24 protein-coding genes and 2 tRNA genes are annotated in these 24077 nt (G+C 62.5%); 17 read left to right on the forward strand and 9 right to left on the reverse strand.

Going from position 1 to position 24077, the window contains the following annotated elements; genetic code table 11:
• Nucleotides 1-36 precede the first annotated feature (36 nt).
• Genes rsmG through rpmH form a run of 6 tightly spaced genes read right to left on the reverse strand, consistent with a single transcriptional unit; the run spans nt 37 to nt 3186 of the window.
• A complete protein-coding gene (gene rsmG, locus ACWGQ2_RS10020) occupies nt 37-666 on the reverse strand; it encodes a 16S rRNA (guanine(527)-N(7))-methyltransferase RsmG (protein ID WP_452016800.1) in 630 nt (209 codons plus the stop codon).
• A 53-nt stretch (nt 667-719) separates the two neighbouring features.
• Nucleotides 720-1259 carry a Jag family protein gene (locus tag ACWGQ2_RS10025; protein ID WP_452016802.1) on the reverse strand — a complete coding sequence of 180 codons (540 nt, stop codon included), beginning with the start codon at nt 1257-1259 and terminating at the stop codon, nt 720-722.
• A complete protein-coding gene (yidC, locus tag ACWGQ2_RS10030) occupies nt 1256-2218 on the reverse strand; it encodes a membrane protein insertase YidC (protein WP_452016804.1) in 963 nt (320 codons plus the stop codon). Before yidC ends, ACWGQ2_RS10025 begins: the two co-directional genes overlap by 4 nt.
• Before the next feature lie 9 nt (nt 2219-2227).
• On the reverse strand, nt 2228-2614 hold the full coding sequence (gene yidD / locus ACWGQ2_RS10035) for a membrane protein insertion efficiency factor YidD (RefSeq protein ID WP_452016806.1): 387 nt from the start codon (nt 2612-2614) through the stop codon (nt 2228-2230).
• A 14-nt stretch (nt 2615-2628) separates the two neighbouring features.
• Nucleotides 2629-2988 carry a ribonuclease P protein component gene (rnpA, locus tag ACWGQ2_RS10040; RefSeq protein ID WP_452016808.1) on the reverse strand — a complete coding sequence of 120 codons (360 nt, stop codon included), beginning with the start codon at nt 2986-2988 and terminating at the stop codon, nt 2629-2631.
• Between the two features lie 60 nt (nt 2989-3048).
• Nucleotides 3049-3186, reverse strand: coding sequence for a 50S ribosomal protein L34 (gene rpmH, locus ACWGQ2_RS10045; protein ID WP_022889115.1), 138 nt, complete (start codon nt 3184-3186; stop codon nt 3049-3051).
• Between the two features lie 461 nt (nt 3187-3647).
• On the opposite strand from rpmH, the gene dnaA reads away from it, so the two are divergent.
• The 12 genes from dnaA to ACWGQ2_RS10105 all read left to right on the forward strand — a co-directional run bounded on the left by dnaA (nt 3648) and on the right by ACWGQ2_RS10105 (nt 16709).
• The gene (dnaA, locus tag ACWGQ2_RS10050; RefSeq protein WP_452016812.1) at nt 3648-5066 is read left to right on the forward strand and encodes a chromosomal replication initiator protein DnaA; all 1419 of its coding nucleotides are present in this window, start codon (nt 3648-3650) and stop codon (nt 5064-5066) included.
• Nucleotides 5067-5627: 561 nt separating this feature from the next.
• Nucleotides 5628-6752 carry a DNA polymerase III subunit beta gene (gene dnaN, locus ACWGQ2_RS10055; RefSeq protein ID WP_452016814.1) on the forward strand — a complete coding sequence of 375 codons (1125 nt, stop codon included), beginning with the start codon at nt 5628-5630 and terminating at the stop codon, nt 6750-6752.
• 65 nt (nt 6753-6817) lie between these two features.
• Nucleotides 6818-7771, forward strand: a complete 954-nt coding sequence (gene gnd / locus ACWGQ2_RS10060) for a phosphogluconate dehydrogenase (NAD(+)-dependent, decarboxylating) (RefSeq protein WP_452016816.1) — start codon at nt 6818-6820, stop codon at nt 7769-7771.
• Nucleotides 7772-7859: 88 nt separating this feature from the next.
• Entirely contained in the window at nt 7860-9044 is a 1185-nt protein-coding gene (gene recF, locus ACWGQ2_RS10065; protein WP_452016818.1) for a DNA replication/repair protein RecF, read from the forward strand.
• Nucleotides 9028-9567, forward strand: a complete 540-nt coding sequence (locus tag ACWGQ2_RS10070; RefSeq protein WP_452016820.1) for a DUF721 domain-containing protein — start codon at nt 9028-9030, stop codon at nt 9565-9567. The genes recF and ACWGQ2_RS10070 overlap by 17 nt, the downstream gene beginning before the upstream one ends.
• A 391-nt stretch (nt 9568-9958) precedes the next feature.
• Complete coding sequence (gene gyrB, locus ACWGQ2_RS10075) at nt 9959-11953, forward strand: DNA topoisomerase (ATP-hydrolyzing) subunit B (protein ID WP_452017231.1); 1995 nt, start codon at nt 9959-9961, stop codon at nt 11951-11953.
• Between the two features lie 48 nt (nt 11954-12001).
• Nucleotides 12002-14635 (forward strand): DNA gyrase subunit A, encoded by a 2634-nt coding sequence (gyrA, locus tag ACWGQ2_RS10080; protein ID WP_452016822.1) that lies wholly within the window; start codon nt 12002-12004, stop codon nt 14633-14635.
• Entirely contained in the window at nt 14632-15138 is a 507-nt protein-coding gene (locus tag ACWGQ2_RS10085) for a DUF3566 domain-containing protein (RefSeq protein ID WP_452016824.1), read from the forward strand. The genes gyrA and ACWGQ2_RS10085 overlap by 4 nt, the downstream gene beginning before the upstream one ends.
• A 111-nt stretch (nt 15139-15249) precedes the next feature.
• Nucleotides 15250-15323: transfer RNA gene (locus ACWGQ2_RS10090), tRNA-Ile, on the forward strand.
• A gap of 44 nt (nt 15324-15367) precedes the next feature.
• Nucleotides 15368-15487 carry a DLW-39 family protein gene (locus tag ACWGQ2_RS10095; RefSeq protein WP_452016826.1) on the forward strand — a complete coding sequence of 40 codons (120 nt, stop codon included), beginning with the start codon at nt 15368-15370 and terminating at the stop codon, nt 15485-15487.
• 67 nt (nt 15488-15554) lie between these two features.
• Nucleotides 15555-15627 (forward strand) — tRNA-Ala (locus ACWGQ2_RS10100).
• 149 nt (nt 15628-15776) lie between these two features.
• Entirely contained in the window at nt 15777-16709 is a 933-nt protein-coding gene (locus tag ACWGQ2_RS10105) for a DMT family transporter (RefSeq protein ID WP_452016828.1), read from the forward strand.
• A 77-nt stretch (nt 16710-16786) separates the two neighbouring features.
• On the opposite strand, the gene ACWGQ2_RS10110 is transcribed toward ACWGQ2_RS10105, so the two are convergent.
• The gene (locus ACWGQ2_RS10110; RefSeq protein ID WP_452016830.1) at nt 16787-17722 is read right to left on the reverse strand and encodes a hypothetical protein; all 936 of its coding nucleotides are present in this window, start codon (nt 17720-17722) and stop codon (nt 16787-16789) included.
• A 152-nt stretch (nt 17723-17874) separates the two neighbouring features.
• Here ACWGQ2_RS10110 and ACWGQ2_RS10115 point away from each other — a divergent pair, with 152 nt between their 5' ends.
• Nucleotides 17875-18417 (forward strand): peptidylprolyl isomerase, encoded by a 543-nt coding sequence (locus ACWGQ2_RS10115; RefSeq protein ID WP_452016832.1) that lies wholly within the window; start codon nt 17875-17877, stop codon nt 18415-18417.
• 226 nt (nt 18418-18643) lie between these two features.
• Nucleotides 18644-19336, forward strand: a complete 693-nt coding sequence (locus ACWGQ2_RS10120; RefSeq protein ID WP_452016834.1) for a rhomboid family intramembrane serine protease — start codon at nt 18644-18646, stop codon at nt 19334-19336.
• 716 nt (nt 19337-20052) lie between these two features.
• Here the strand turns inward: ACWGQ2_RS10120 and ACWGQ2_RS10125 are convergent.
• Complete coding sequence (locus ACWGQ2_RS10125; RefSeq protein ID WP_452016836.1) at nt 20053-20310, reverse strand: cell division protein CrgA; 258 nt, start codon at nt 20308-20310, stop codon at nt 20053-20055.
• A gap of 196 nt (nt 20311-20506) precedes the next feature.
• Here ACWGQ2_RS10125 and ACWGQ2_RS10130 point away from each other — a divergent pair, with 196 nt between their 5' ends.
• The 3 genes from ACWGQ2_RS10130 to ACWGQ2_RS10140 are packed head-to-tail and all read left to right on the forward strand — an operon-like array spanning nt 20507 to nt 22168.
• Nucleotides 20507-21346, forward strand: coding sequence for a class E sortase (locus ACWGQ2_RS10130; protein WP_452016838.1), 840 nt, complete (start codon nt 20507-20509; stop codon nt 21344-21346).
• A 1-nt stretch (nt 21347) separates the two neighbouring features.
• Nucleotides 21348-21527: a hypothetical protein gene (locus ACWGQ2_RS10135; protein WP_422401109.1), complete on the forward strand. Its 180-nt coding sequence runs from the start codon at nt 21348-21350 to the stop codon at nt 21525-21527.
• Nucleotides 21524-22168: an aminodeoxychorismate/anthranilate synthase component II gene (locus tag ACWGQ2_RS10140; protein ID WP_452016840.1), complete on the forward strand. Its 645-nt coding sequence runs from the start codon at nt 21524-21526 to the stop codon at nt 22166-22168. Before ACWGQ2_RS10135 ends, ACWGQ2_RS10140 begins: the two co-directional genes overlap by 4 nt.
• A 28-nt stretch (nt 22169-22196) precedes the next feature.
• On the opposite strand, the gene pknB is transcribed toward ACWGQ2_RS10140, so the two are convergent.
• A complete protein-coding gene (gene pknB / locus ACWGQ2_RS10145) occupies nt 22197-24077 on the reverse strand; it encodes a Stk1 family PASTA domain-containing Ser/Thr kinase (RefSeq protein ID WP_452016842.1) in 1881 nt (626 codons plus the stop codon).

Raw genomic sequence — 24077 nt, forward strand, 5'->3', positions numbered from 1 at the left:
CCGGGTGTGTGGACAGCGGATAGCCGCCGTCCGGCACTAGACCACAATGCGTACGACTGTGGTGTGTTCCTCGAGAACGTCTTCCCCGGCGGTGACCACCGAGGTTTCCTTACCGCCGAGGCGGCGGATCTGCTTCGCCGCCTTCTCAATCTCCTCAGCGGCGCTCCTGCCCTTGATAGCGAGCACCTCCCCGGAACCGCCCAGCAGCGGAATGGTGAGTCCCACCAGACCGGACAGGGCGGAAACAGCACGTGCGGTCACAACATCAACCTTGACCTTGCCCACTACCTGCTCCGCCCGGCCGCGGATCACGCTCACGTTATCAAGCCCCAGATCGTCAATGACCTCGTTGAGCCACGTCACGCGCCGTTCCAGCGGTTCAATGAGGGTCATGGACAGGTCCGGACGCGCTATCGCCAGGCAAAGGCCCGGCAGGCCGGCGCCCGATCCGACGTCGGCAACCTTGCTGGACTGGGGGATGAGATCAGCTACAACGGCGCAGTTGAGCACATGCCGGCTCCACAACCGGGGAACTTCACGGGGGCCAAGAAGCCCCCGTTCCATGCCGGATGTTGCCAGGTGCTCAACATATCGTTCCGCCAGCGGCAGGCGGGCACCAAAAACCTGAACCGCCGCCGAGTGCTCGGCCGGCGTAATCTCAACCACGTAAAAACAGTCCTTGTCTTAGAAGAGCCTTGGCAGATCCGGCCCCGGCGATATTAGGCGTCGGGAAGGGATACTACGATGTGCCGGCCCGCGCCTTCGCCTTCGGACTCGCTGACGAGCCCAAGCTCAGCAACGGCGTCGTGCACAATCTTGCGTTCGTAGGCACTCATCGGAGCCAGTGCCACGTCCGTGCCGGAGGTCTTGGCACGGGAGACGGCGTCTTCGGCAATACGGTGCAGCTCTTCACTGCGTTCCTTGCGGTAGCCGGAGATGTCCAGCACCAGGCGTGAACGGCTGTCCGTAGCTGTCAGCACGGAGAGGCGGGTGAGTTCCTGCAGAGCTTCCAGGACCTCGCCGTCGTGTCCAACCAGAGCCTGCAGCCCGGAGTCGTCGCCCTCTTCGGAGACCACCGAGATGTAGGTCCGGCCGCTGCGTACCTCGATGTCGATATCACCATCGATATCGGCAATGTCCAGCAGTTCCTCAAGATAGTCGGCAGCGACGTCGCCTTCTTCTTCCAGGCGGCTCACAGCGCCGTTCCCGGCAGGCTCAGACAGTTCTTCCACGGTCTCATCGACGTGCTCAGTGCTCATCTTTTCTTCCTGTTCTTGCGCTGGGGCTGCTGGCGCTGGCCCTTGGCGGGGACGGGTACTTCTTCGGCCGGCTCGGTCTTCTTCTCACCCAGCAGCGGAACCATGGGCAGGCCCTTGCGCGCACGGCGCTCGGCCAGTGCCTTTGCGGCGGGGGACCCGGGAGTGGGCATGCGGCGAATCACGAAGAACTGCTGGGCCATGGTCCACAGGTTGGTGGTTGTCCAGTAGATCAGGACGCCGATCGGGAAGTTGATGCCGCCGACGCCGAATACCAGCGGCAGTACGTAGAGCATCATCTTCTGCTGGCGCATGAACGGGCTCTGCAGCGCTTCTTCAGACATGTTCTTGGACATGATCTGCTTCTGCGTGATGAACTGCGAAGCCGTCATGGCAACGATCATGATGATCGAAAGAACGATGACGGAGGTATGGCCCTCGGTGCCGAAACCATGGAGCAGCGAGGAGGAAAGCGGGGCGCCCAGGATGGTCGCTTCGTCAAACTGGACGACGGCGTCGTGGCTCAGTGCGCCGATGCCCTCGCCGCCGGAGCTGGCGTTGGAAACACCGTTAAGCACCTGGAACAGGGCGAAGAAGAACGGCATCTGGATCAGCATCGGCAGGCAGGCCGCGAAGGGGTTGGTGCCGTGCTTCTTGTACAGCGCCATCTGTTCCTGCGTCATTGCCTGGCGCGAGAGCTGGTCTGTCTTGCCCTTGTACTTCTGCTGCAGCTTGCGCAGGTCAGGCTGCAGGGACTGCATCCCCCGCTGTGCCTTGATCTGCTTGACGAAGACCGGAATCAGGGCAGCCCGGATGACGATAACCAGACCAATGATGGACAGTGTCCAGGTCCAGCCGGAGGCGGCATCCATCCCGAGGAAGACAAATCCCTCGTGGAAGATCCACATGATCCATGACACCACCCACTTGAATGGAAACATGATCGTGTCGAAGAAACCCATTTACACTCCTCAAGCCGCCGAGCGGCTGTCTTCGTCTGCCGGAATCACGGGATGATTCAGCACAATAATCTTGGGGACTGACTCCTGGGGCCAGATCCGGCGGCCTTCGGGTACATGGTCCACTCCGCCGTCGTTCCACGGGTGGCAGCGGACCAGCCGCCGGGCGGCGAGCCACGTGCCCTTGACCGCACCATGCACCGTTATGGCCTCAAGGGCATATGCCGAGCAGGAGGGGAAGAAACGGCATACGGGTCCGTAGAGCGGGGAGACTACCTTGCGGTAGGCGATGAGGAAACCGATGAGAAGGTTTCGGGGCAGATGCCAGATAAAGAGCAGGATGCGCCGGAAAAAGGCAGCACTGACAGAGGCCTTCGCCGGATCACCGGTGCGGCCCATGGTCTGCCCCTCCCTCATCTGTGTGGATCTTGCCGGGAAAGCTTGTTCAAACATGCAGAGAGGGCACCCGCGTAGTCGGCGCTCAACTGCGCCCACGACGCTGACGCCGACGGCGGCAGCGCTCTGACGACGATGTCCAACCCGGTGGGGTTTTCTGCCAGGCTCTGCGCTGCTGCTTCTCTCAGTCTTCTCTTAACGAGGTTGCGTGTCACGGCGTTCCCAACGGCTTTCGACACAATGAACCCGACGCGCGTGGGCGCGGCCGGGTTTGGCACTGCATATAAGACTACGTTCCGGCGCCCACTTCGGGCACCGGAACGTACGGTATGGGAAAAATCCGCCGACGACCGTACCCGGTTCCTTGCGGCCAGCATTCAGGACGCCAAGGGGAGGGGACTGAGCTGCTTATGCAGCATCGGCAAACCTAAGGCTGTTTACGCCGACAGTTCGGTGCGGCCCTTTGCACGGCGTGCGGAAAGAATGGCACGGCCGGCACGGGTACGCATGCGAAGGCGGAAGCCGTGCTTCTTGGCACGACGGCGGTTATTCGGCTGAAAAGTCCGCTTGCTCACGGTGGTTACTCCAAGACGATCTGCGCTGGCGCTTGCTGCATCAAGGGGGAAGCACAAGCGGCGCTATTTCATGTGACGCCGTGCACTCAACCCGGACCTGGACCCTGATTCCCAGAACCCTGATGGGCATGAATGAGTGCAAATAGCAGACACAAAGGACTACTCAACGTTAGGTGAGACCCAGTTTCCAGTCAAACCGGGCTTCCAGTGCCTGTGGGGGCCCAGTTCTCAACACCTGTGGACAAGTCCTTCAGAGTACTCCAATACATGGCATTGTGAGTGACGTCCCAAGTAGCGCGGGGCCGCAGGAATCCAGCTACCGGCACGGTAAATCTTGATCTAGGCTTGGCGCGGGGCGTTTTATCCACGGCTGTGTATAACTCTGTGGATGAGCCCTCCGGAATCCAGGCCTGGATCCCGGTTTCTTAGACCGCCCACTGCGGGCGTCACGAGAGGTTTTTGTGGGTACGGACGAAATCAACGATGTCGGCAGCTCTTGGCGCAAGGTCATCCGAACGCTGGAGACCGATGACAGGGTCTCGCCCCGGCAGCGCGGATTCGTGGTTCTGGCCCAGGCACAGGGCCTGATCGGCACTACCCTGCTGGTGGCTGTTCCCAACGAGCTCACCCGTGAAGTCCTTCAGACCCAGCTGAAGAACATCCTCGATGAGGTCCTGAAGACCGTCTTCCAGGCCGACATCCAGTGCGCATTTGTGATCGATGCCGATCTGACGCCGGTTGTGCAGGCCGAACCTGAGCCCGAGCCGGAAGAAAGCGCTCCGTCTCCGGTGCCGTCGGGCGAAAGCGCTCCGTCCCCCACCCCGCCGAGCACCTCGCAGGAATTCGGCCGGCTGAATCCCAAGTACGTTTTTGAGACCTTCGTCATTGGATCCTCCAACAGGTTCGCCCATGCAGCTGCGGTTGCTGTGGCGGAGGCTCCCGCCAAGGCCTACAACCCGCTCTTTATCTATGGTGATTCCGGCCTCGGCAAGACACACCTGCTGCACGCAATCGGCCACTACGCCCGCCACCTCTATACCGGCATCCGGGTCAGGTATGTGAACTCCGAAGAGTTCACCAATGACTTCATCAACTCGATCCGGTACGACGAGGGAGCCAGCTTCAAGCAGCTCTACCGGAACGTGGACATCCTGCTGATCGATGACATCCAGTTCCTGGCAAACAAGGACGCAACGCAGGAAGAGTTCTTCCACACCTTCAATGCCCTGCACAACCACAACAAGCAGGTGGTAATCACCTCCGACCTGCCGCCCAAGCAGCTTTCGGGCTTCGAAGAGCGCATGCGGTCCCGGTTTGAGTGGGGCCTGCTCACCGACGTCCAGCCCCCGGAACTCGAAACCCGGATCGCGATTCTGCGCAAGAAGGCCATCGGGGATTCGCTCAGCGCCCCGGATGATGTCCTGGAGTACATCGCTTCCAAGATCTCCACCAACATCCGCGAACTTGAAGGTGCCCTGATCCGGGTCACTGCCTTTGCGAGCCTCAACCGCCAGCAGGTCGATGTGGGACTTGCCGAGATTGTGCTCAAGGACCTCATTACCGACGACGGCGCCCAGGAAATCACCGCAGCGTCAATCCTGGGACAGACGGCCGCCTACTTCCAGATCAGCCTGGAAGAGCTGTGCAGCAAGTCCCGTACCCGCACCCTCGTGACCGCACGTCAGATCGCCATGTACCTGTGCCGGGAGCTTACCGATATGTCCCTGCCGAAGATCGGGCAGGAGCTCGGCGGACGCGACCACACCACAGTGATTCACGCCGACCGGAAGATCCGGGAGCTTATGGCTGAACGCCGCGCCATCTACAACCAGGTCACGGAACTGACGAACCGGATCAAGCAGCAGCAGCGCGAAGCCTAGAAAATCCGCGCCAGTGCAGGGATGTAAGGGCCCCGAAGGGGCTCGAAATTAACAGATGTGGACAAGGGTGTGGATAACTCGGTGGACAACTCTGAACTACGAGGACTTCCCTGTGGATACGCGGAATGCTCAAAAAGTTCCCAACACCCGGCCTCAGCGCGTAGGCTGACCATCCACAAGTTATCAACAGGCTTAAAACGCAGATCCGGGCCGGAGGGGCGAGTTGTCCACAGTATCCACAGGAGTTATTAACACTACGAATCTTAAGAATTTGGGTTCCACCAAATAACATCTGACCTTCTACGCCAAACATCCGACCTTCCCGGTACCCATCCTCCGGATGTTCTTTGAAGCCCTCCGATCCCCATTGGGCAATCGCACAATGCCTCAGGGGATGGACCCCCGTGCGTGGAAAACCCGGCTGGCGGTAAGCTGGCACAGAGTAGTGTTGTGATTCCCAGGCGGACAGCCCGGGCGGCTCGGCCGCACGATTTGCTCCCTCACGTGTTCATGAAAGTTCAGTAGTACTGATAAGTACGTTGTGAAAGGCGGCACCCTGCAGTGAAGTTCAGAGTTGAGCGGGATGTCCTGGCCGAGGCGGTTACGTGGACAGCACGGTCCCTCTCCCCCCGTCCGCCGGTTCCTGTGCTTTCCGGCCTGCTGATCAAGGCCGAATCAGGCTCCCTGAGCATTGCCAGCTTCGACTACGAGATTTCCGCGCGGCTGCAGATCCCTGCAGATATCTCCGACGAAGGAACCATCCTGGTTTCCGGCCGGCTCCTGGCTGAGATCTGCCGCAGCCTGCCCTCCGCTCCTGTGGAAGTCGAAACGGACGGAACCAAGGTCACTCTGACCTGCCGGAACAGCCGGTTCAACCTCGCGACCATGCCGGTCTCCGAGTACCCGGAACTTCCCGCGCTTCCTGACGTCAGCGGCGTCGTTGACGGCGATGCCTTTGCCCAGGCTGTTTCCCAGGTGATCATCGCTGCAAGCCGTGATGACACCCTGCCAATCCTCACCGGTGTGCGCATGGAGATCGAAGACGACCTCATCACGTTCCTCGCCACTGACCGTTACCGGCTCGCACTGCGTGAACTGCAGTGGAAGCCGGCAACCCCGGGCATCTCCACTTCCGCCCTGGTCAAGGCCAAGACCCTGAACGAAGTTGCCAAAACCCTTGGCGGCGGCGGTGACCTGAACATTGCCCTGTCTTCAGACAGCGAGCTGATCGGCTTTGAGAGCGGCGGACGCCGCACAACGTCCCTGCTTGTGGACGGTGACTACCCGAAGATCCGCTCTCTTTTCCCCGAAAACACGCCCATCCACGCAACGGTTGAAACCCACGCGCTGGTCGAGGCCGTGCGCCGTGTCTCCCTCGTCGCGGAACGGAACACCCCGGTCCGCCTTGCCTTCACCGACGGACAGGTAACCCTCGACGCCGGCACCGGCGAGGACGCACAGGCCTCGGAAGCACTGGAAGCTTCCCTTGTCGGCGACGAAATCACCGTGGCATTCAACCCGCACTACCTCAGCGAAGGCCTTGGTGCCTTCCCGAGCAAGTATGTGCGGTTCTCCTTCACCACCCCGCCGAAGCCGGCTGTGATTTCCGCTCAGGAAGAGCTCACCGGCGACGACCAGGAAGATTACCGGTACCTGCTGATGCCGGTCCGGCTGCCCAACCAGTAAGGCTTTCACCGGCATTTCGAGAGCCTTCAGTCCACACCACTGGACCGGAACAGGAAGGAACCGAAATGCACATTGGCCTGATCGGACTGGGAAAAATGGGCCTGCCCATGAGGGAACGGCTGCGGTCCAAAGGCATCCAGGTATCCGGCTTCGACCGGAACCCGGTGCTTTCCGACGCCGGCTCGCTCACTGAACTGGCAGAACTTCTTACTGTTCCCCGGATTGTGTGGGTGATGGTCCCAAGCGGCGGAGCCACCTCCGCGGTCATCACGGACCTTGCCGAAATCCTTGATGAGGGAGACCTCGTCATTGAAGGCGGCAACTCCCGCTACACCGAAGACCGCAAACACGCTGAGAAACTCGCGGCCGAGGGGATCCGGTACCTGGACTGTGGTGTTTCCGGGGGCATCTGGGGCAGGGAAACCGGCTACGGGCTTATGGTCGGCGGCGACGCCGCCGACGTCGCCGAAGCGATGCCGGTTTTCGACGCACTCCGTCCCGACGGAGAACGCGCCGATGGTTTTGTGCATGCTGGAGCCTCCGGCGCCGGGCACTACGCCAAGATGGTTCACAACGGAATCGAATACGGACTGATGCAGGCCTACGCCGAGGGATACGAACTGCTCGAATCCCAGGAGGTCGTCGGGGACGTTGCGGGCATACTCCGTGCCTGGCAAAGCGGAACTGTCATTAGGTCCTGGCTGCTTGAACTCGCTGTGAGCGCAGTGCAGGACGACCCCGGACTGAGCCGTATAGCCGGATTTGTGGAGGATTCGGGGGAGGGACGCTGGAGTGTTGAGGAAGCGCTGGCCGCTGAGGTACCGGCGCCCGTCATCTCAGCTGCCGTGTTTGCCCGCTTCACTTCCCGGCAGGACGATTCTCCGGCTATGAAACTCGTCGCTGCGCTCCGCGGACAGTTTGGCGGCCACGCCGTAAAACAGGCTGACGGCCCGGCGCAGGCGGATCGCCCGCAGTCTTCGGCTGAGCAGGCCATCGGTGAATCCGGGGCCCCGGAGTAACCGGCGGTAGGCTGGATGAAAGGGCTGCCGGCAGCGTCCGGCAGCAGAGAATCCGCAAGGACAGGAAGGCAGGCCCAGGTGGAGCAGCGTGTACGTTGATTACCTTTCCCTGACCGGTTTTCGCAGCTACAAGCAGCTGGACCTTAGCCTGAACCCCGGAGTCAGCGTGTTTGTTGGCCCCAACGGCACGGGCAAAACCAACATCGTTGAGTCAATTGGCTATCTGGCTTCACTCTCTTCCCACCGGGTCAGCTCCGATGCTCCGCTGGTAGCGTTCGACGCCGAGCAGGCACTGGTCCGGGCCCGCATTGTCCGCGCTACCCAGGCCACAGCACTGGAAGTCGAGATCAATCCCGGACGGGCCAACCGCGCACGCATCAACCGGGCCAATCCGGTTCGGGCCCGGGACATCCTGGGCATCTGCCGGACCGTACTCTTCGCCCCGGAAGACCTGGCCCTGGTGAAGGGCGATCCGTCTGCGCGGCGCCGGTTCTTGGATGACCTCATCGTTTCCCTGGTTCCCCGGCATGCTGCAACGCGCGCCGACTATGAGCGGGTTCTCAAACAGCGCAATGCACTGCTGAAATCCGCCAGGATCAGCGGCCGTTTCACCTCCGCCCACGAGGCGACGCTTGAAGTCTGGGACCATCACATGGCCGAGGCGGGTGCCCAGCTGGTTGCCGCACGGCTGCAGGCACTGGACCGGCTCAGCCCGCACCTGCAGGGCGCCTACCAGGACCTGACCGACGGTTCCAAGCAGGCCCGGGGGCTGTACCGTTCAACGCTGCTGGGAGAAGTGGACGACGACGGCGCGTCTCCCGGGGGCGCGGACCCGGCGGAACTGCTGGAACTGACGCAGGAGGAACTGCGGAAGAGGTTCCTGCAGGCTTTCGCTGCCAACCGGAAGCGGGAGATTGACCGCGGAATTTCCCTGGTGGGCCCGCACCGCGATGACGTTGAGCTGTCCCTGGGCCAGGCACCGGCGAAGGGCTATGCCTCGCACGGGGAGACCTGGTCCCTGGCACTGTCCATGCGCCTGGCGTCCTACTACCTGCTTCGGGATGACGATCCGGCTCCGGGATCCGGTCCCATCCTGATTCTGGACGACGTTTTCGCCGAGCTCGACGCCGGACGCCGCGGACGCCTTGCCGCAATCGTTGCCGGGGCCGAACAGGTGCTGGTGACCGCCGCCGTCGCCGAAGACATCCCGGAGGCCCTGGCCGGGGAGCAGATACCGGTCATTCCAGGAGGAATCCGTGCAGCCGCCGGCTGAGAGCCCGGGCGCCGGCGAGCCGGAGGCCAACGACCTGCCGGACGCTGCCCGCGAACAGCTGAACCGGATGCGCCAGGCTGCGCAGGCCCGCGGCAACCAGCGGATGCCGGCCAGCCGGCGCAAACAGCCGCGCAGGGCAACCCCCTTCATCCCGGGCGAATACACCGGACGGGATCCGCAGGGACTGGGCAAGGTCTTCAGCCGGTTCGTCAATGAACGTGGCTGGAATTCCCCCGTGGCGGTGGGATCGGTCATTTCCCGCTGGGAGGAACTGGTGGGTGCGGAGGTCAGTGCGCACTGCAAGCCGGAGTCCTTCTCTGATACCACCGTCCAGGTCCGCTGTGATTCCACCGCCTGGGCCACCCAGCTTCGGCTGCTGCGCCAGACGCTGATTGAACGCTTCGACGCGGAACTCGGCCCCGGCGTCGTCACCCGGATTGAAGTAATTGGTCCGGCAGCACCCAACTGGCGCAAGGGCCTGCGCAGCGTGAAGGGCCGAGGACCGCGGGACACCTACGGGTAGTGGCTGATGGGGTGCGAGCGAAAAAAGTTGTTGAAAAACCGCTGTTTTTGTGCTCGCGTTCACACGCCCTCCGTGCGGGTTTGCGGGCTGCAAACCCCTCAGGAGGTATCCGGAGCCGTTCGCCAGCGTGAAAATGGCTCAAAGCCCGCTTTGATGGCCTCTGGAGGGGTGTTTTGGCCAGCAAAGGTCCCCTTAGCACGGTAGAATTGATATCAGAGGTGCTCTGTCCGCTGCCGGGCGGGGTACCAAATTCTGACCGACACAAGAGGAGTCGACAGCACCTGTGGCTAACGACAATGAGCGTGACAACGAACTCGGCAACGAACTTGGCAACGAACTTGGCCAAGAACTGAACAACACCGAGCCCGTTCCCCAGGAAGACAGCGAGGCCGTGGCACCGCACGAATACGGCGCCAATGAGATCACTGTCCTCGAAGGCCTGGAAGCCGTGCGCAAGCGCCCGGGTATGTACATCGGTTCCACCGGACCCCGCGGCCTGCACCACCTGGTTTATGAAGTGGTGGACAACTCGGTGGATGAAGCCCTGGCCGGGTACTGCGACCGCATTGATGTGACGCTCCAGGCTGACGGCGGCGTCCGGGTCTCGGACAACGGCCGCGGTATCCCCGTGGACATGCACCCGACGGAAAACATGCCGACGGTTCAGGTTGTTATGACCATCCTGCACGCCGGCGGCAAGTTCGGCGGCGGCGGATATGCCGTTTCCGGCGGCCTGCACGGCGTGGGTATCTCCGTAGTGAACGCGCTGTCCGCGCGTGTTGAAACCGAGGTCAAGCGGCAGGGCTTCGTCTGGCGGCAGACCTTCGAAAACGGCGGGCATCCGGTGGGCAGTCTACGCAAGGGTGAGGAAACCGAGGAAACCGGTACCACCCAGACGTTCTACCCGGATCCCGAAATCTTCGAGACCACCGAGTTCGACTTCGAGACCCTCCGTGCGCGCTTCCAGCAGATGGCATTCCTGAACAAGGGCCTGCGCATTGTCCTGACGGATGAGCGTGCCCTGGATGAGACGGCCGAGGAAATCGCCGACGACGCATCCGAGTCAGAGGAAACGCCCAAGCACCGCAGCGTCGACTACATGTACGCCAACGGTCTGCTGGACTACGTTCACCACCTGAACAGCTCCAAAAAGGTGGAGGTCATCCACGACGACATCATTGCCTTCGAAACCGAAGACAATGACAAGAAGATGGCCGTGGAAATGGCCCTGCAGTGGACCACCGCGTACTCCGAAAGTGTCCACACCTACGCGAACACGATCAACACCCATGAGGGCGGCACACACGAAGAAGGTTTCCGTGCGGCCATGACTTCGCTGATCAACCGGTACGCGCGCGAGAAGAACATCATCAAGGAAAAGGATGACAACCTTACCGGTGATGACATCCGCGAGGGCCTCACCGCCGTCATTTCCGTGAAGATCGCAGAACCGCAGTTCGAAGGCCAGACCAAGACCAAACTCGGCAACTCCGAGGTCAAGGGCTTCGTCCAGCGCGTCGTCACCGACCAGCTCGGTGACTGGCTGGAACGCAACCCGGGCCCGGCCCGCGACGTCATTCGAAAGTCCATTCAGGCGTCCCAGGCACGACTCGCTGCCCGCAAGGCCCGCGAGTCCACCAGGCGCAAGGGCCTGCTGGAGTCCGGTGGAATGCCCGGCAAGCTCAAGGACTGCTCCTCCAAGGATCCGTCGCGGTCCGAAATTTACATCGTGGAGGGTGACTCGGCAGGCGGTTCCGCCGTCCGCGGCCGCAACCCGGAAACCCAGGCCATCCTGCCGCTGCGCGGCAAGATCCTGAACGTCGAGCGGGCCCGGCTGGACCGTGCGCTCTCCAACGCCGAAGTCCAGTCCATGATCACCGCGTTCGGCGCCGGGATCGGCGAGGACTTCGACGTCGAGAAGGCCAGGTACCACAAGATTGTGCTGATGGCCGATGCCGACGTCGACGGCCAGCACATCACCACGCTGCTGCTGACGCTGCTCTTCCGCTACATGCGCCCGCTGATTGAGCAGGGCTACGTCTACCTGGCACAGCCCCCGCTGTACCGCATCAAGTGGTCCAACCACCCGCACGACTACGTCTACAGCGACCGCGAACGCGACGAAGTGGTGGCCCGCGGCCTGGCGAACAACCAGCGCCTGCCCAAGGACAACGGCATCCAGCGCTACAAGGGCCTGGGCGAAATGGACTACACCGAACTCTGGGACACCACCATGGACCCCGACCACCGCACCCTGCTGCAGGTCACCATGGACGACGCCGCCTCCGCGGACCAGGTTTTCTCGGTGCTCATGGGTGAGGACGTCGAATCCCGCCGCAACTTCATCCAGCAGAACGCCAAGGACGTCCGGTTCCTGGACATCTAGTGCCTCAGCTACCCGGACTTTTCAAGTACTTAGAACGGAATACAAGCAATGAGTGATGAGACCCCGGAGGTCCCCGGCGGCGAACTCGAACCCGTCAGCGGGAACGTCCTCTCCGACCGCGTGGAGCAGATTGACCTGCAGACCGAAATGCAGCGCTCCTACCTGGACTACGCAATGGCGGTCATCGTCGGACGCGCCCTGCCGGATGTGCGCGACGGCCTGAAGCCCGTGCACCGCCGCGTGATCTACGCGATGTACGACGGCGGCTACCGCCCCGACCGCTCCTTCAACAAGTGCGCGCGCGTGGTCGGCGAAGTTATGGGCCAGTACCACCCGCACGGCGACTCAGCCATCTACGATGCGCTGGTCCGCCTGATCCAGGACTGGGTCATGCGCGCACCGCTGGCCCTCGGCCAGGGCAACTTCGGTTCCCCGGGCAACGACGGCGCGGCCGCACCGCGTTACACCGAAACCAAGATGGCCCCGCTGGCCATGGAGATGGTCCGTGACATCGACGAGGAAACCGTCGATTTTATGGACAACTACGACGGCCGCAACCAGGAACCCACCATCCTGCCGGCCCGGTTCCCGAACCTGCTGGTCAACGGCTCCTCCGGCATCGCCGTGGGCATGGCCACCAACATTCCCCCGCACAACCTGCGCGAGGTTGCTGACGGTGTGCAGTGGTACCTGCAGCACCCGGAAGCTTCCAACGAGGAGCTCCTCGAGGAACTGATCAAGCGGGTCAAGGGACCTGACTTCCCCACCGGCGCCACGATCCTGGGCCACAAGGGCATCGAGGACGCCTACCGCACCGGCCGCGGCTCCATCACCATGCGCGCCGTGGTCAATGTGGAGGAAATCCAGAACCGCACCTGCCTGGTGGTCACCGAGCTGCCTTACATGGCCAACCCGGACAACCTGGCGATCAAGATTGCCGAGCTGGTCAAGGACGGCAAGATCACCGGTATCGCCGACATGCGCGATGAAACCTCCGGACGCACCGGCCAGCGCCTGGTAATCGTGCTCAAGCGCGACGCCGTCGCGAAGGTGGTGCTGAACAACCTCTACAAGCACACCCAGCTGCAGGACAACTTCGGCGCCAACATGCTGGCGATTGTTGACGGCGTGCCGCGCACCCTCAGCCTGGACGCGTTCATCCGCCACTGGGTCACCCACCAGCTCGAGGTCATTGTCCGGCGCACCCGGTACCGGCTGCGCAAGGCCGAGGAAGTCGCGCACATCCTGCGCGGCCTGCTCAAGGCACTGGATGCACTGGACGAGGTTATTGCCCTGATCCGCCGGTCCAGCACTGTTGATGAAGCCCGCACCGGCCTGATGCAGCTGCTGGACATCGACGAACTGCAGTCCCAGGCCATCCTGGACATGCAGCTGCGCCGCCTGGCAGCCCTGGAGCGCCAGAAGATCCAGGACCAGCACGCCAAGCTCGAAGTCGAGATCGCCGAATACAACGCCATCCTGGCCTCCGAAGAGCGCCAGCGCGGCATTGTGAGCGAAGAACTGGCTGAGATCGTGGAGAAGCACGGGGATGAGCGCCGCACCAAGGTCCTGATGGGCTACGACGGCGACATGAGCATGGAAGACCTGATCCCCGAAGAGGAAATGGTTGTCACCATCACCCGCGGCGGCTACGTCAAGCGCACCCGCAGCGACAACTACCGGGCACAGCACCGCGGCGGCAAGGGCATCCGCGGCGCACAGCTGCGCGGAGACGACGTCGTGGAGCACTTCTTCGTCACCACCACCCACCACTGGCTGCTGTTCTTCACGAACCTGGGGCGGGTCTACCGCGCCAAGGCCTATGAACTGGCCGAAGGCGGCCGGGATGCCAAGGGCCAGCACGTGGCGAACCTGCTGGCCTTCCAGCCCGGCGAACACATTGCCCAGGTACTCGATCTGCCGGACTATGAAGCAGCTCCTTACCTGGTGCTTGCCACCAAGCGGGGCCTGGTCAAAAAGACCCAGCTTCAGGACTATGACACCAACCGTTCAGCAGGCGTCATTGCGATCAACCTGCGTGAAGGCGACGAAGTGGTTTCTGCCCAGCTGGTCAGCGAAACCGATGACCTGATGCTGGTTTCCCGTAAGGGCCAGTCCCTGCGCTTCACCGCCACCGACGAGGCACTGCGCCCCATGGGCCGTGCCACCTCCGGTGTGACCGGAATGAAGTTCCGCGAAGATGACGAGCTGCTGGCAGCCGACGTCGTAACCGAGGACTCCTACGTGTTCATTGTCACGGAAGGCGGCTACGCCAAGCGCACCTCCGTGGACGAATACCGGGTTCAGGGCCGCGGCGGACTTGGCATCAAGGTTGGCAAGTACAACGAGGACCGGGGCCACCTGGTCGGTGCCATGATCGTCCAGGAAGAAGACGAAGTCCTGGTGGTCATGCAGGGCGGCAAGGTTGTCCGCTCAGCGGTCTCGGGTGTTCCGGCCAAGGGCCGCGACACCATGGGGGTCATCTTCGCCAAGCCGGACAAGAATGACCGGATCATTGCGGTGGCCCGGAACTCCGAGCGTGACCTCGCCGTGGATGCGGACGAGGACGAGGCAGCAGCCGAGGGCGAGTCTGTGGAGGCATCTGTGGATGAAGTACCGTTGTCTACAGACGAAACGGCTGGGCGCGACGCGCAGTCTGCTGAAGATGGAGGTAGCGAGTGAGCTCGACCAACTCTAACGCCAGGTCCGGCGGCGGTCCGCGGGTAAAAACCCCGGCACGGCCCGCCCAGCGGCCTGGAACGGGTCAGAGCGCTCCGGGTAACAACCGGCAGCCGCTGGTCAAGCCGGCGCCCAAGGCCAAGGCCCGCAAGGCCCGCCTGCTGGTGAGCAAGATCGACCCGTGGTCGGTGCTGAAGATGTCCTTCCTGCTCTCGGTTGCTCTTGGCGTTGTCACGGTTGTGGCCGCAATCGTGCTGTGGACGGTCCTGGACCTCACCGGTATCTTCGACCGCGTCAACGACCTGCTGGGAGAGATTGCCGGCTCCGAATCCGGCGGCTTCGACCTGCGCGAATTCGCCTCGCTGGGACAGGTGGTCTCCTTCGCGACGATCATCGCCGTCGTCAACGTCCTGCTTCTGACGGCACTGTCGATGCTTTCGGCCGTGCTGTACAACATTGCCTCCACCCTGGTGGGCGGCATCGGCGTAACCCTCACAGACGACTAATAAACGGTTTCGTTCCGGTGCGGACACACCGTCCGCGCCGGAACAGGAACCCGGATTTGGGGAACTGGCCGGGGGTACGGTAGAGTCTTATCTCGGCCCGGTGAGGTATCGGGGCGTATAGCTCAGGCGGTTAGAGCGCTTCGCTGATAACGAAGAGGTCCCAGGTTCAAGTCCTGGTACGCCCACGGAAGACCATGAAAATGGTTGACCACAACGGCAAGGAGGCACTGTGAAGAAGTTGTTGGTAATTGCCACGGCTGCAGCAGCAGGAGCCTTCGCTTTCCGGAAATGGCAGGAAACTGCCGCGGAGAAATCCGTCTGGAAGGCCTCAACCGACAAGGTTGAGTAGCTCCACTTAGGAACGGCCCGGTTTGACCACTGTCACAGGTGGGATATACTGGTGAAGTTCCAAATTCGGGGGCATGGCGCAATTGGTAGCGCACCTGCTTTGCAAGCAGGGGGTTCGGGGTTCGAGTCCCCGTGCCTCCACCGAAAGAAAGTCCCGGCCACATCGGCCGGGACTTTCTGCTTTAACACCTATGCCTCAAGCGACAAGGACGACGCCGGACCAGCCGACACAGAGACCGCGGTACGGCACGGTGCGGCCGGTGGAAGAGCACAGGGAATAATCTCAGGTAATGACCTTTTTCCTCGCCATGATCGGCGTGCTGGGCGTCTCTGCGTCCGGACCCATAATGGCCGCAACTGCGGCTCCTGCGCTGGCCATTGCATTCTGGCGGAACGCCCTCGGCGCCGTCATCATGGGAGTGCCGGCCGGCCTGCGCGGCAAGGACGGGTTCCGGAACCTGAACCGCACAGAACTCCGCTGGACAGCCCTCGCATCCCTGGCACTGGCCCTGCATTTTGCCTGCTTTATCACCGCCCTGCAGCTGACGTCAGTTGCGGTGGCAACGGCCCTGGTATGCCTGCAGGCTGGATGGATTGCGCTCTTCGATGTCTTCCGCGGACGGCGGGTAGCTCCGCAGACTCTGGCAGGCCTGGTGATCGCATTTGCAGGTGTGCTGGTCATCACCGGGTTTGATGTGGCGCTCTCCCCCGAGGCGCTGCTCGGCGACGCCCTGGCAGTGGCAGGAGGAGCCCTGGCGGGCCTGTACACGATCGCAGGCGGCAAGGCCCGGAGGACCATGTCCACCGGCACCTACACCACCCTCTGCTACGGCTCATGTGCCGTGATCCTGGCGGTAATGTGCCTGGCCTTCCAGCAGCCCGTCATTGGTTTCCCGCCGGCGGCCTGGGCGGGAATCCTTGGTGTGACCGTCATGGCACAGCTGCTGGGGCACACCGTCTTCAACCATCTGCTCGCCGTCATCAGCCCGCTGGTGGTCTCCATGATCATCCTGCTGGAGATTCCCGGTGCCGCGATCCTGGCGGCGATCTTCCTGGGCGAGGAATTGCCGGGCGGCACCTACGTTGGCCTGGCAGTGATTCTGGGCGGGCTTGCCGTCGTGCTGCTGGGTCAGGCGAGGAAGAAAGAGGCGCTGCGGTCCTCATCGGGTGAGGACCACCTCCCGCCGGCGCCGCCGGCGCTGGGCGGGGATGTGGAACGCTGAGTTAACGAGAAAAGGGACCGGACGCCGTGCGGCATCCGGTCCCTTTGCGTTTATCCGGCTGTGAGCCGGATAAACCCTTACTTCTGCGGCTTGTCAGCCTTGTTCTCTGCGTGGGCGCCGCCGGACTTCGTTGCGGCTGCGTCCTGGGTCTTCTTTACGGCTTCGCCAGCTTTCTCGGATGCCTTGGAAGTGCTGGAAGCAGCCGCTTCCTTCACATTCTGTGCAGCATCCTTGGCCTTCTGCGCCGCAGTGGCGGCTGTGTCCTTCGCCTGCTCAGCCGGGGTTTCCGCCGCCTTGGCGGCAGGCTTGGCATCGGCAGCCGGTGCTGCCGGAGCCGGGGCAGGAACGGGTACAGACGGCTGGGTCTGGGTGGGAGCCGGGGTCTTCCACGGATCCTCGACCGGACGCGAGGCTCGCCAGGCGGCTACGGCTGCCACGACGGCGGAGGCAACGATGCCGAAGATCAGCCAGCCCTTGCCGCCGCTCTTGCTCTTGCGGGCTTCCTTGGCGGCCTTGGCAGCAGCCTTCTGGGCCTGCTTCAGTGCCTTCTTGTTACCGGTTGCCTTTGCCACGGCAGTCTGCACCGGAACAGTGGCGGTACCCAGGCCGCGGGAAACGGAGTCCGCTGCATCACCGATGCGGGTGGACAGGGTGGGAATGTAGCTGTCCACAACCTTGTCCTTGGCATGGGTCAGGGCGGGAGTCGCCTTGTCCAAAGTGGTCTGGATCTTCGGTGCCGCGTCATCAACAACCTGGCTGATCCTGGGGCCGACCTTCTGCAGACCGTCCTGGAGCCGCGGCGTCACGACTGCAACGCCCTGCGCGATTTCATCGGCTGCGCGCTTGAGTCCGTCCTGAATCTTCGGAGAGGCGGTTTCAATTCCCTTTTCGATGCGGGGAACTGCCCATCCGACGGCGGCCTCTACTTTGGGGGTTGCCCAGTCACGCGCCGTTTCCACGCCTGCGGTGACATTCGCTTCGAAGTCACGGGCAATGCGGTCCTTCTTGTTCAAAACTACCTCCCAGGATAGTGACGGTTCAGCCTTAGCCTACGTGCAATGCCGGTTCTGTGCTATCAGAGCGCCTCTGGCTACGGGATTTTCACTGTGCGCTGAACAGGCCTTTTTCCAGCCGCCTGTAAGGCCGCCGTGGAAGAATGAGGATCATGACTGCTATTCCTACCGCAAAAGCAACCGTCCACACGACCAAGGGCGATATCCGGATCAACCTCTTCGGCAACCACGCGCCGAAGACGGTCCGCAACTTCGTCGGCCTGGCAACCGGAGAAATTGAATGGACTGACCCGGCCACCGGTGAGAAGACCAGCCGTCCGCTCTACGACGGAACCATCTTCCACCGCATCATCAAGGACTTCATGATCCAGGGCGGCGATCCCCTGGGCCGCGGCACGGGCGGACCGGGCTACCAGTTCGACGACGAGATCAGCCCGGACCTGGACTTCACGGAACCCTACAAGCTGGCCATGGCCAACGCCGGAATCCAGATGGGCCGCGGCACCAACGGCTCGCAGTTCTTCATCACCTCGGTACCCACCACCTGGCTGCAGGGCAAGCACACCATCTTCGGTGAAGTTGCCGATGACGAGTCCAAGGCTGTTGTGGACGCGCTTAACGCCGTTTCCACCGACATGCGGGACAAGCCGACCGAAGATGTTGTCATCAACAGCATCACCGTAGAGCAGCTCTAGCCGCTTTGCCTCTCCCCCGGCCGGTACTGCCGGCCGGGGGGTTACTCCTCTAGAACTTTCCTGGAGCAAACACACCATGTCCTATGGAGTACCCGCCGAAACCCCGGCCCATGAAGTACCTGTCTGCCCGCGCCATCCGGACCGCGTCAGTTACATACGGTGCCAGCGGTGCGGCAGGGCGGCCTGCCCGGAGTGCCAGCACACGGCGCCGGTGGGGATCCAGTGCGTGGACTGCTTTCGGGAGAGCCGCCGGCAGTCGCCTGCATACCGGACCCCATACGGCGGAGCCGCCCGGCCCGGCAAACCGGTAGTAACCATCACCCTTATGGTGCTCTGCGGCGTGGCCTACGCCCTGCAATGGTTCGTTCCCGGGTTTATGGAACTGGCCTGGTTTGCCCCCGTCTACGCGCAGGCCGAACCGTGGCGCATGCTGACCGCAGCGTTCCTGCACTCTCCGGGGTTCATCTTCCACATTGCCTTCAACCTGTATGCGCTCTGGCTTCTGGGAAGATCACTGGAACCGCTTCTGGGCCGGCTGCGGTTCATTCTCCTGTACCTGATCTCGGCACTGGGCGGATCCATTGGGGTTCTTATCCTCGCCCCCGCATTCCAGGCCGTTGTAGGGGCCTCCGGAGCGATCTTCGGCCTGTTCGGGGCGCTCTTTGTGATCCAGCGTCAGCGCGGCGGGGAAGTGAAGGCCCTGCTGATCCTGATTGCCATCAACCTGGTGCTGGGCTTTGTGTATCCGAGTATCTCCTGGCAGGCCCACCTGGGCGGCCTGCTCACCGGAGCCGCGTGCGGTGCCGTCCTGGCCTACGCACCCAAGGGGCCGCGGCGTTCCGTGGTCCAGTTCGGCGGCCTGGCAGCTATCGCTCTTGTCCTGGTGGCACTGAGCATCTTCTGGACGCCGAACTTTTAACAGTACGGACCGATTAAGCCCCCGCCGGAGAACGGCGGGGGCTTTTTTCATCTCACGGGCGTCGGGCCGTGACGCTCCGCCGGGGGAAGATGCGCGGCTGTCCACAGAGGAGCATCTTGTTATCCACAGAGATACCCACATTGTTAATAACTTACAGCCGTGTAACTCAGGCACTGAGAGAGCCGCAGTCGAGAACGGTGCCTACCAGCGCTCAGCTGAAGCACTGTTGTCCACAGATGCGGCACAGGGTTATGCACACCCGGTGGGTAACTTGGACAGGAAGTTATCCAGTGCCCCGCCTGAGTTACACACATGTAATTCCACAGCTGTGGATAACCCAGATCCCGTTGTTTGCAAGGATCTACTCGCGAGTAGCCACAACTTTACCCACAGTTGTGGATAACTATCTGCACATGGTGGGTATAAGTATGTGCCCTTCTCATCACGGTTGTCCCCAGCTTTTCCACCTGCACCTGTGGATAAGTTTGGAACCAGTGTGGACGGTGGGACATAAGTGAGCACCACATCACACACATAGTTATCCACGCCTGTGGATAACTATGTGTGGAGAAGTGCCTTGGCTGTGGGTAACCCTGTTTAAAACCTGTCCGCGACTTCTGTCGAATGCCGGGTGCTGAAGAAGGGCGAAAAAAACTCCCCGGATGCCCTCGGCATCCGGGGAGTTCCGGAAGTTGTGTGTAAGCCGCAGCGGCTGGCTACCGCCAGCGGGTTGTCATCAGGAAGCCCACAATGGCGACGCCGAAGCCCACCAGGATGTTACCGGCGCCAAGGGCCGGTACCGGGTAAACGCCTTCAGAGATATAGAAGACGATGATCCAGATCAGGCCGATGAGCATCAGGCCGAACATCACGGGCTTGTACCAGACCGGGTTGGGCTTCGGTTCGGACTTGCTCCTGGCAGGGATGGTCTCGGGTGCTGCCGTGGGCTTCTTGCGGGACTTTGACTCGGGCACGGATCCTCCTAGCGGAACCGGCTCACAGGATGCCGGCACGGATATGGTCTGTGGGAGCCCCGCACAGCTCGCCTGGGCTGGCCGCGGGCTATATCCTGACGGGGTATCTGCGGTAGCCCGGGCGGTTGTGGAAGGTCTCCTCTCTCCCAATCGTAGCGAATGAGAGGCCCGGGTGTGCCCGGATACACAGCCAGCCATGGAGAGGACCGGGGACCGGATGGAAAGCACGGCAAATGATGTGGGGGACATTCCAGCTCCGGCACCGTCCCGGTCAGCCAACCGCAGGCCCGGCCGGAAACGGAACCAGAGCAGAGGTGCCTTCGCCGTCCAGGTAATCGGTGAGCTGCTGATCACCCTGGGCCTGATTCTCGTTCTGTTTGTGGTCTGGGAACTGTGGTGGACGAATATCGAAGCCGACCGCAGGCAGGAAGCCGCAATGGAAGAGCTCTTCGCCGGATTCGAACCGGCGCCTCCAGCGCCGGCTGCCGCTGAAGCGGGCGACTACGGCGACCCCGCGGTACTTCCCGTCCCGGAGACAGAGGGAACAACCTTCGCGGCGATCTACATACCTCGTTTTGGGGCAGAACATGCCCGGCCCGTCACTCAGGGAGTGGGCACAGACGTTCTGGACAGCCTGGGGCTGGGCCATTACCCGGAAACAGCGATGCCCGGGGAAATCGGCAACTTCGCCCTTGCCGGCCACCGGCAGACACACGGCCAGGTACTCGACGCCGTCGATACCCTGGTGCCCGGGGACCGCATCTACGTCCAGACGTCCGAGGGGTATTACACATATGTTTACCGCAACAGCCAGATAGTGCTTCCGGACCGCGTGGATGTGCTGGCCCCGGTGCCTACCCAGCCCGGCGCCGAACCTCAGGAACGGATCCTGACGCTGACCACCTGCAACCCGCGGTTCGGGTCAGAGGAGAGGTTCATCTCCTACGCGGTCCTGGATTCCTGGCAGCCGGCGTCCGCCGGGCCGCCGGAGGAGATCTCGGCACTCGTAACCCGCAGCGCGCAAGGACAGGGATAAAATGTACGCTTGGATCTTCCGGCATCTCCCGGGCCCGCTCTGGGTGCGGATCATCACGGCCCTTGTGCTGGCCGCTGGGGTGGTGCTGGTCCTTATGACTTATGTCTTCCCATGGTTCTCGGAGTTTAGCTTCCTTGCACCTCTCACGGATTCAACGATTGGCGGTTCTGAAACGCAATGAGCACCCGCATCCTTGTGGTTGACAACTACGACAGCTTTGTTTACACCCTGGTCGGCTATCTCCAGGAACTGGGCGCGGAGACCACCGTCATCCGCAACGACGATGTCAGTGTGGAAGAGGCGAAGGAACTCGCTGCAGCGCGCGACGGCGTCCTGGTCTCCCCCGGCCCCGGTGCGCCTGCGGAGGCCGGCATCTGCATTGACCTGATCCGCTGGTGCCGGGACAACGGCAAACCGATGCTGGGAATCTGCCTGGGCCACCAGGCACTCGCAGAGGCCTTCGGAGGGACCGTCACCCACGCCCCCGAACTGATGCACGGCAAGACTTCAGAGGTGGAACACGAAGCCACGGACGTCTTCAGCGGTTTGCCGAGTCCGCTGACCGCCACCCGCTACCATTCCCTGGCTGCAGTGGCAGACACCGTGCCGGAGGAACTGGAAGTGACTGCCAGGACCCGCAGCGGCATCATCATGGGTCTGCGGCACCGCACCGCTCCCCTGTCCGGAGTGCAGTTTCATCCTGAGTCCGTGCTTACCGAGGGCGGTTACCAGATGCTTGGAAACTGGCTGGAAACCCTCGGACTCAGCGGTGCAGCGGCCCACGCCGCTACGCTGAGCCCGCTGATCAGCTCCCGGTCATAGGCTCCAGGAACTCGGCGGCAGCGGCGGTTTAGTCGCTGCCGCCGCGCCGGTTGCCCGGCGTGGACGGTGACTCAGAGGAACTTGGTGACGCGGACGGAGAAGGTTCGGGTGCCTTGGCCACGGTCAGCGTGATGGTGCTGCCCTGCGGCACGTCGCTGCCGGCGGGAGCGCTCTGGCCGGTCACGGTACCGGGTTCCACCACACTGTTTTCAACTTCCTCCACTGCGACCTCCAGCCCGTAGGCAGGATCGGCAAGGTAGGCCTTGGCCTCCTCCACCGGAGTGTCCACAAGATTGGGTACCGTGACCTTGCCGGTGGAGAGGACCAGATCCACAGTGCTGCCCACCTGAACCGACGTACCGACTCCGGGCTTGGTCTCGATAACCCGGCCTTCGGGCACAGTGGGACTATTGGTAGTTTCGGATTCCCCGCCCTGAAGGCCGAGCAGGCGCAGCGTGTCCCGGGCCTGAGCTTCGCTCATCCCCGGCAGGGTGTCGGGGATCTGGACGGCGGAGGGGCCCTGGGAAATGAAGAGTGTGATGTCGCTGTCCAGGGCCACGGTGCTTCCCGCCTCCGGCTCCGTGCCGATGGCCAGGCCCGATTCAACTGTGTCGCTGTACTGCGGCTCGGTTACCGGCGCGCGGAATCCGCGCTCCAGCAGAGCGTTGATCGCTTCCGTCTGCGTCATGTTTTCAACTTCAGGAATACCGGCCGTTGCAGGCGGAGGAGGCGGCTGGTTGGCCAGGTTGTAGGCAAACACCCCGCCGGCAGCGAGCAGCAGGGCAAGAGCCACAAACAGCGTGATTACCCAGGCACGGCGGCGGCTCCGCCGCTCCTGGGAACGGTCAGTGCCGGAGGACAGGGACGAGGCGCCGCCTTCCTCCAGGTCATCGGCAGACATACTGGTGAGCGGTCCGCCTTCCAGGACACGTGCCATCGCCCGGGTACGAGGTTCGTCTGCGGAAACCGGTTCCGGAGCCGCCGGCTGGCGCGGAACAACCTGCGTGGCAGCAGTCTGAAAGTGATCAATGGTGCCCTTGCGGGCAGCAATGAGGGCATCGCGGAATTCATGGGCACTCTGGTAGCGCTCATTGCGGTCCTTGGCCAGGGCATGTTCCAGGACTGAATCGAGCGCCGGCGAAACCTCGGGATTGAAGCTGCTCGCTTTCGGCGGGGCCTCGCGCACGTGCTGGTACGCCACGGAAACTGGGCTGTCCCCCACAAAGGGCGGACGTCCGGCGAGCATCTCAAAGAGCAGGCATGCAGCGGAGTACAGATCACTGCGTGCATCCACGGTTTCGCCCCGGGCCTGCTCCGGAGAGAGGTACTGGGCGGTGCCGATGACGGCCTGCGTCTGCGTCATGGTTGCTGCTGAATCGGCGATGGCCCGCGCAATGCCAAAGTCCATTACCTTCACATGGCCGTCGTGGGTGACCATAACGTTGGCGGGCTTGATGTCCCGGTGCACTATTCCCGAACGATGGCTGTACTCCAGGGCCGCCAGCACACCCAGGGTGTAGTCGATGGCTTCATCAATGGTGATGTCACCTGACTTGATCAGGTCCCTCAGCGTCCGTCCGGAGACGTACTCCATGACGATAAACGGCAGACGTGCGTCGTCCGGGGAACCGCTGGCCGGTTCCTGGTCCCCGGTGTCATAGACGGAGACAATCGAGGAGTGATTCAGGCCGGCAACGGCTTGGGCTTCCCTGCGGAACCGTGACTGAAACAGCGGATCCCGGGCAAGGTCGGGGCGCAGCACCTTTATGGCCACGGCGCGGCCCAGCCTGGAATCACGGCCGAGGTACACGTCAGCCATGCCGCCCCGGCCGATCAGTTCACCGACCTCGTAGCGACCGTCAAGGATCCGGTCAGTGTTCAGTGTTGGGTGTCCTTTATCCGCGTTCAT

This window comes from Arthrobacter sp. NPDC055585, assembly GCF_053619115.1.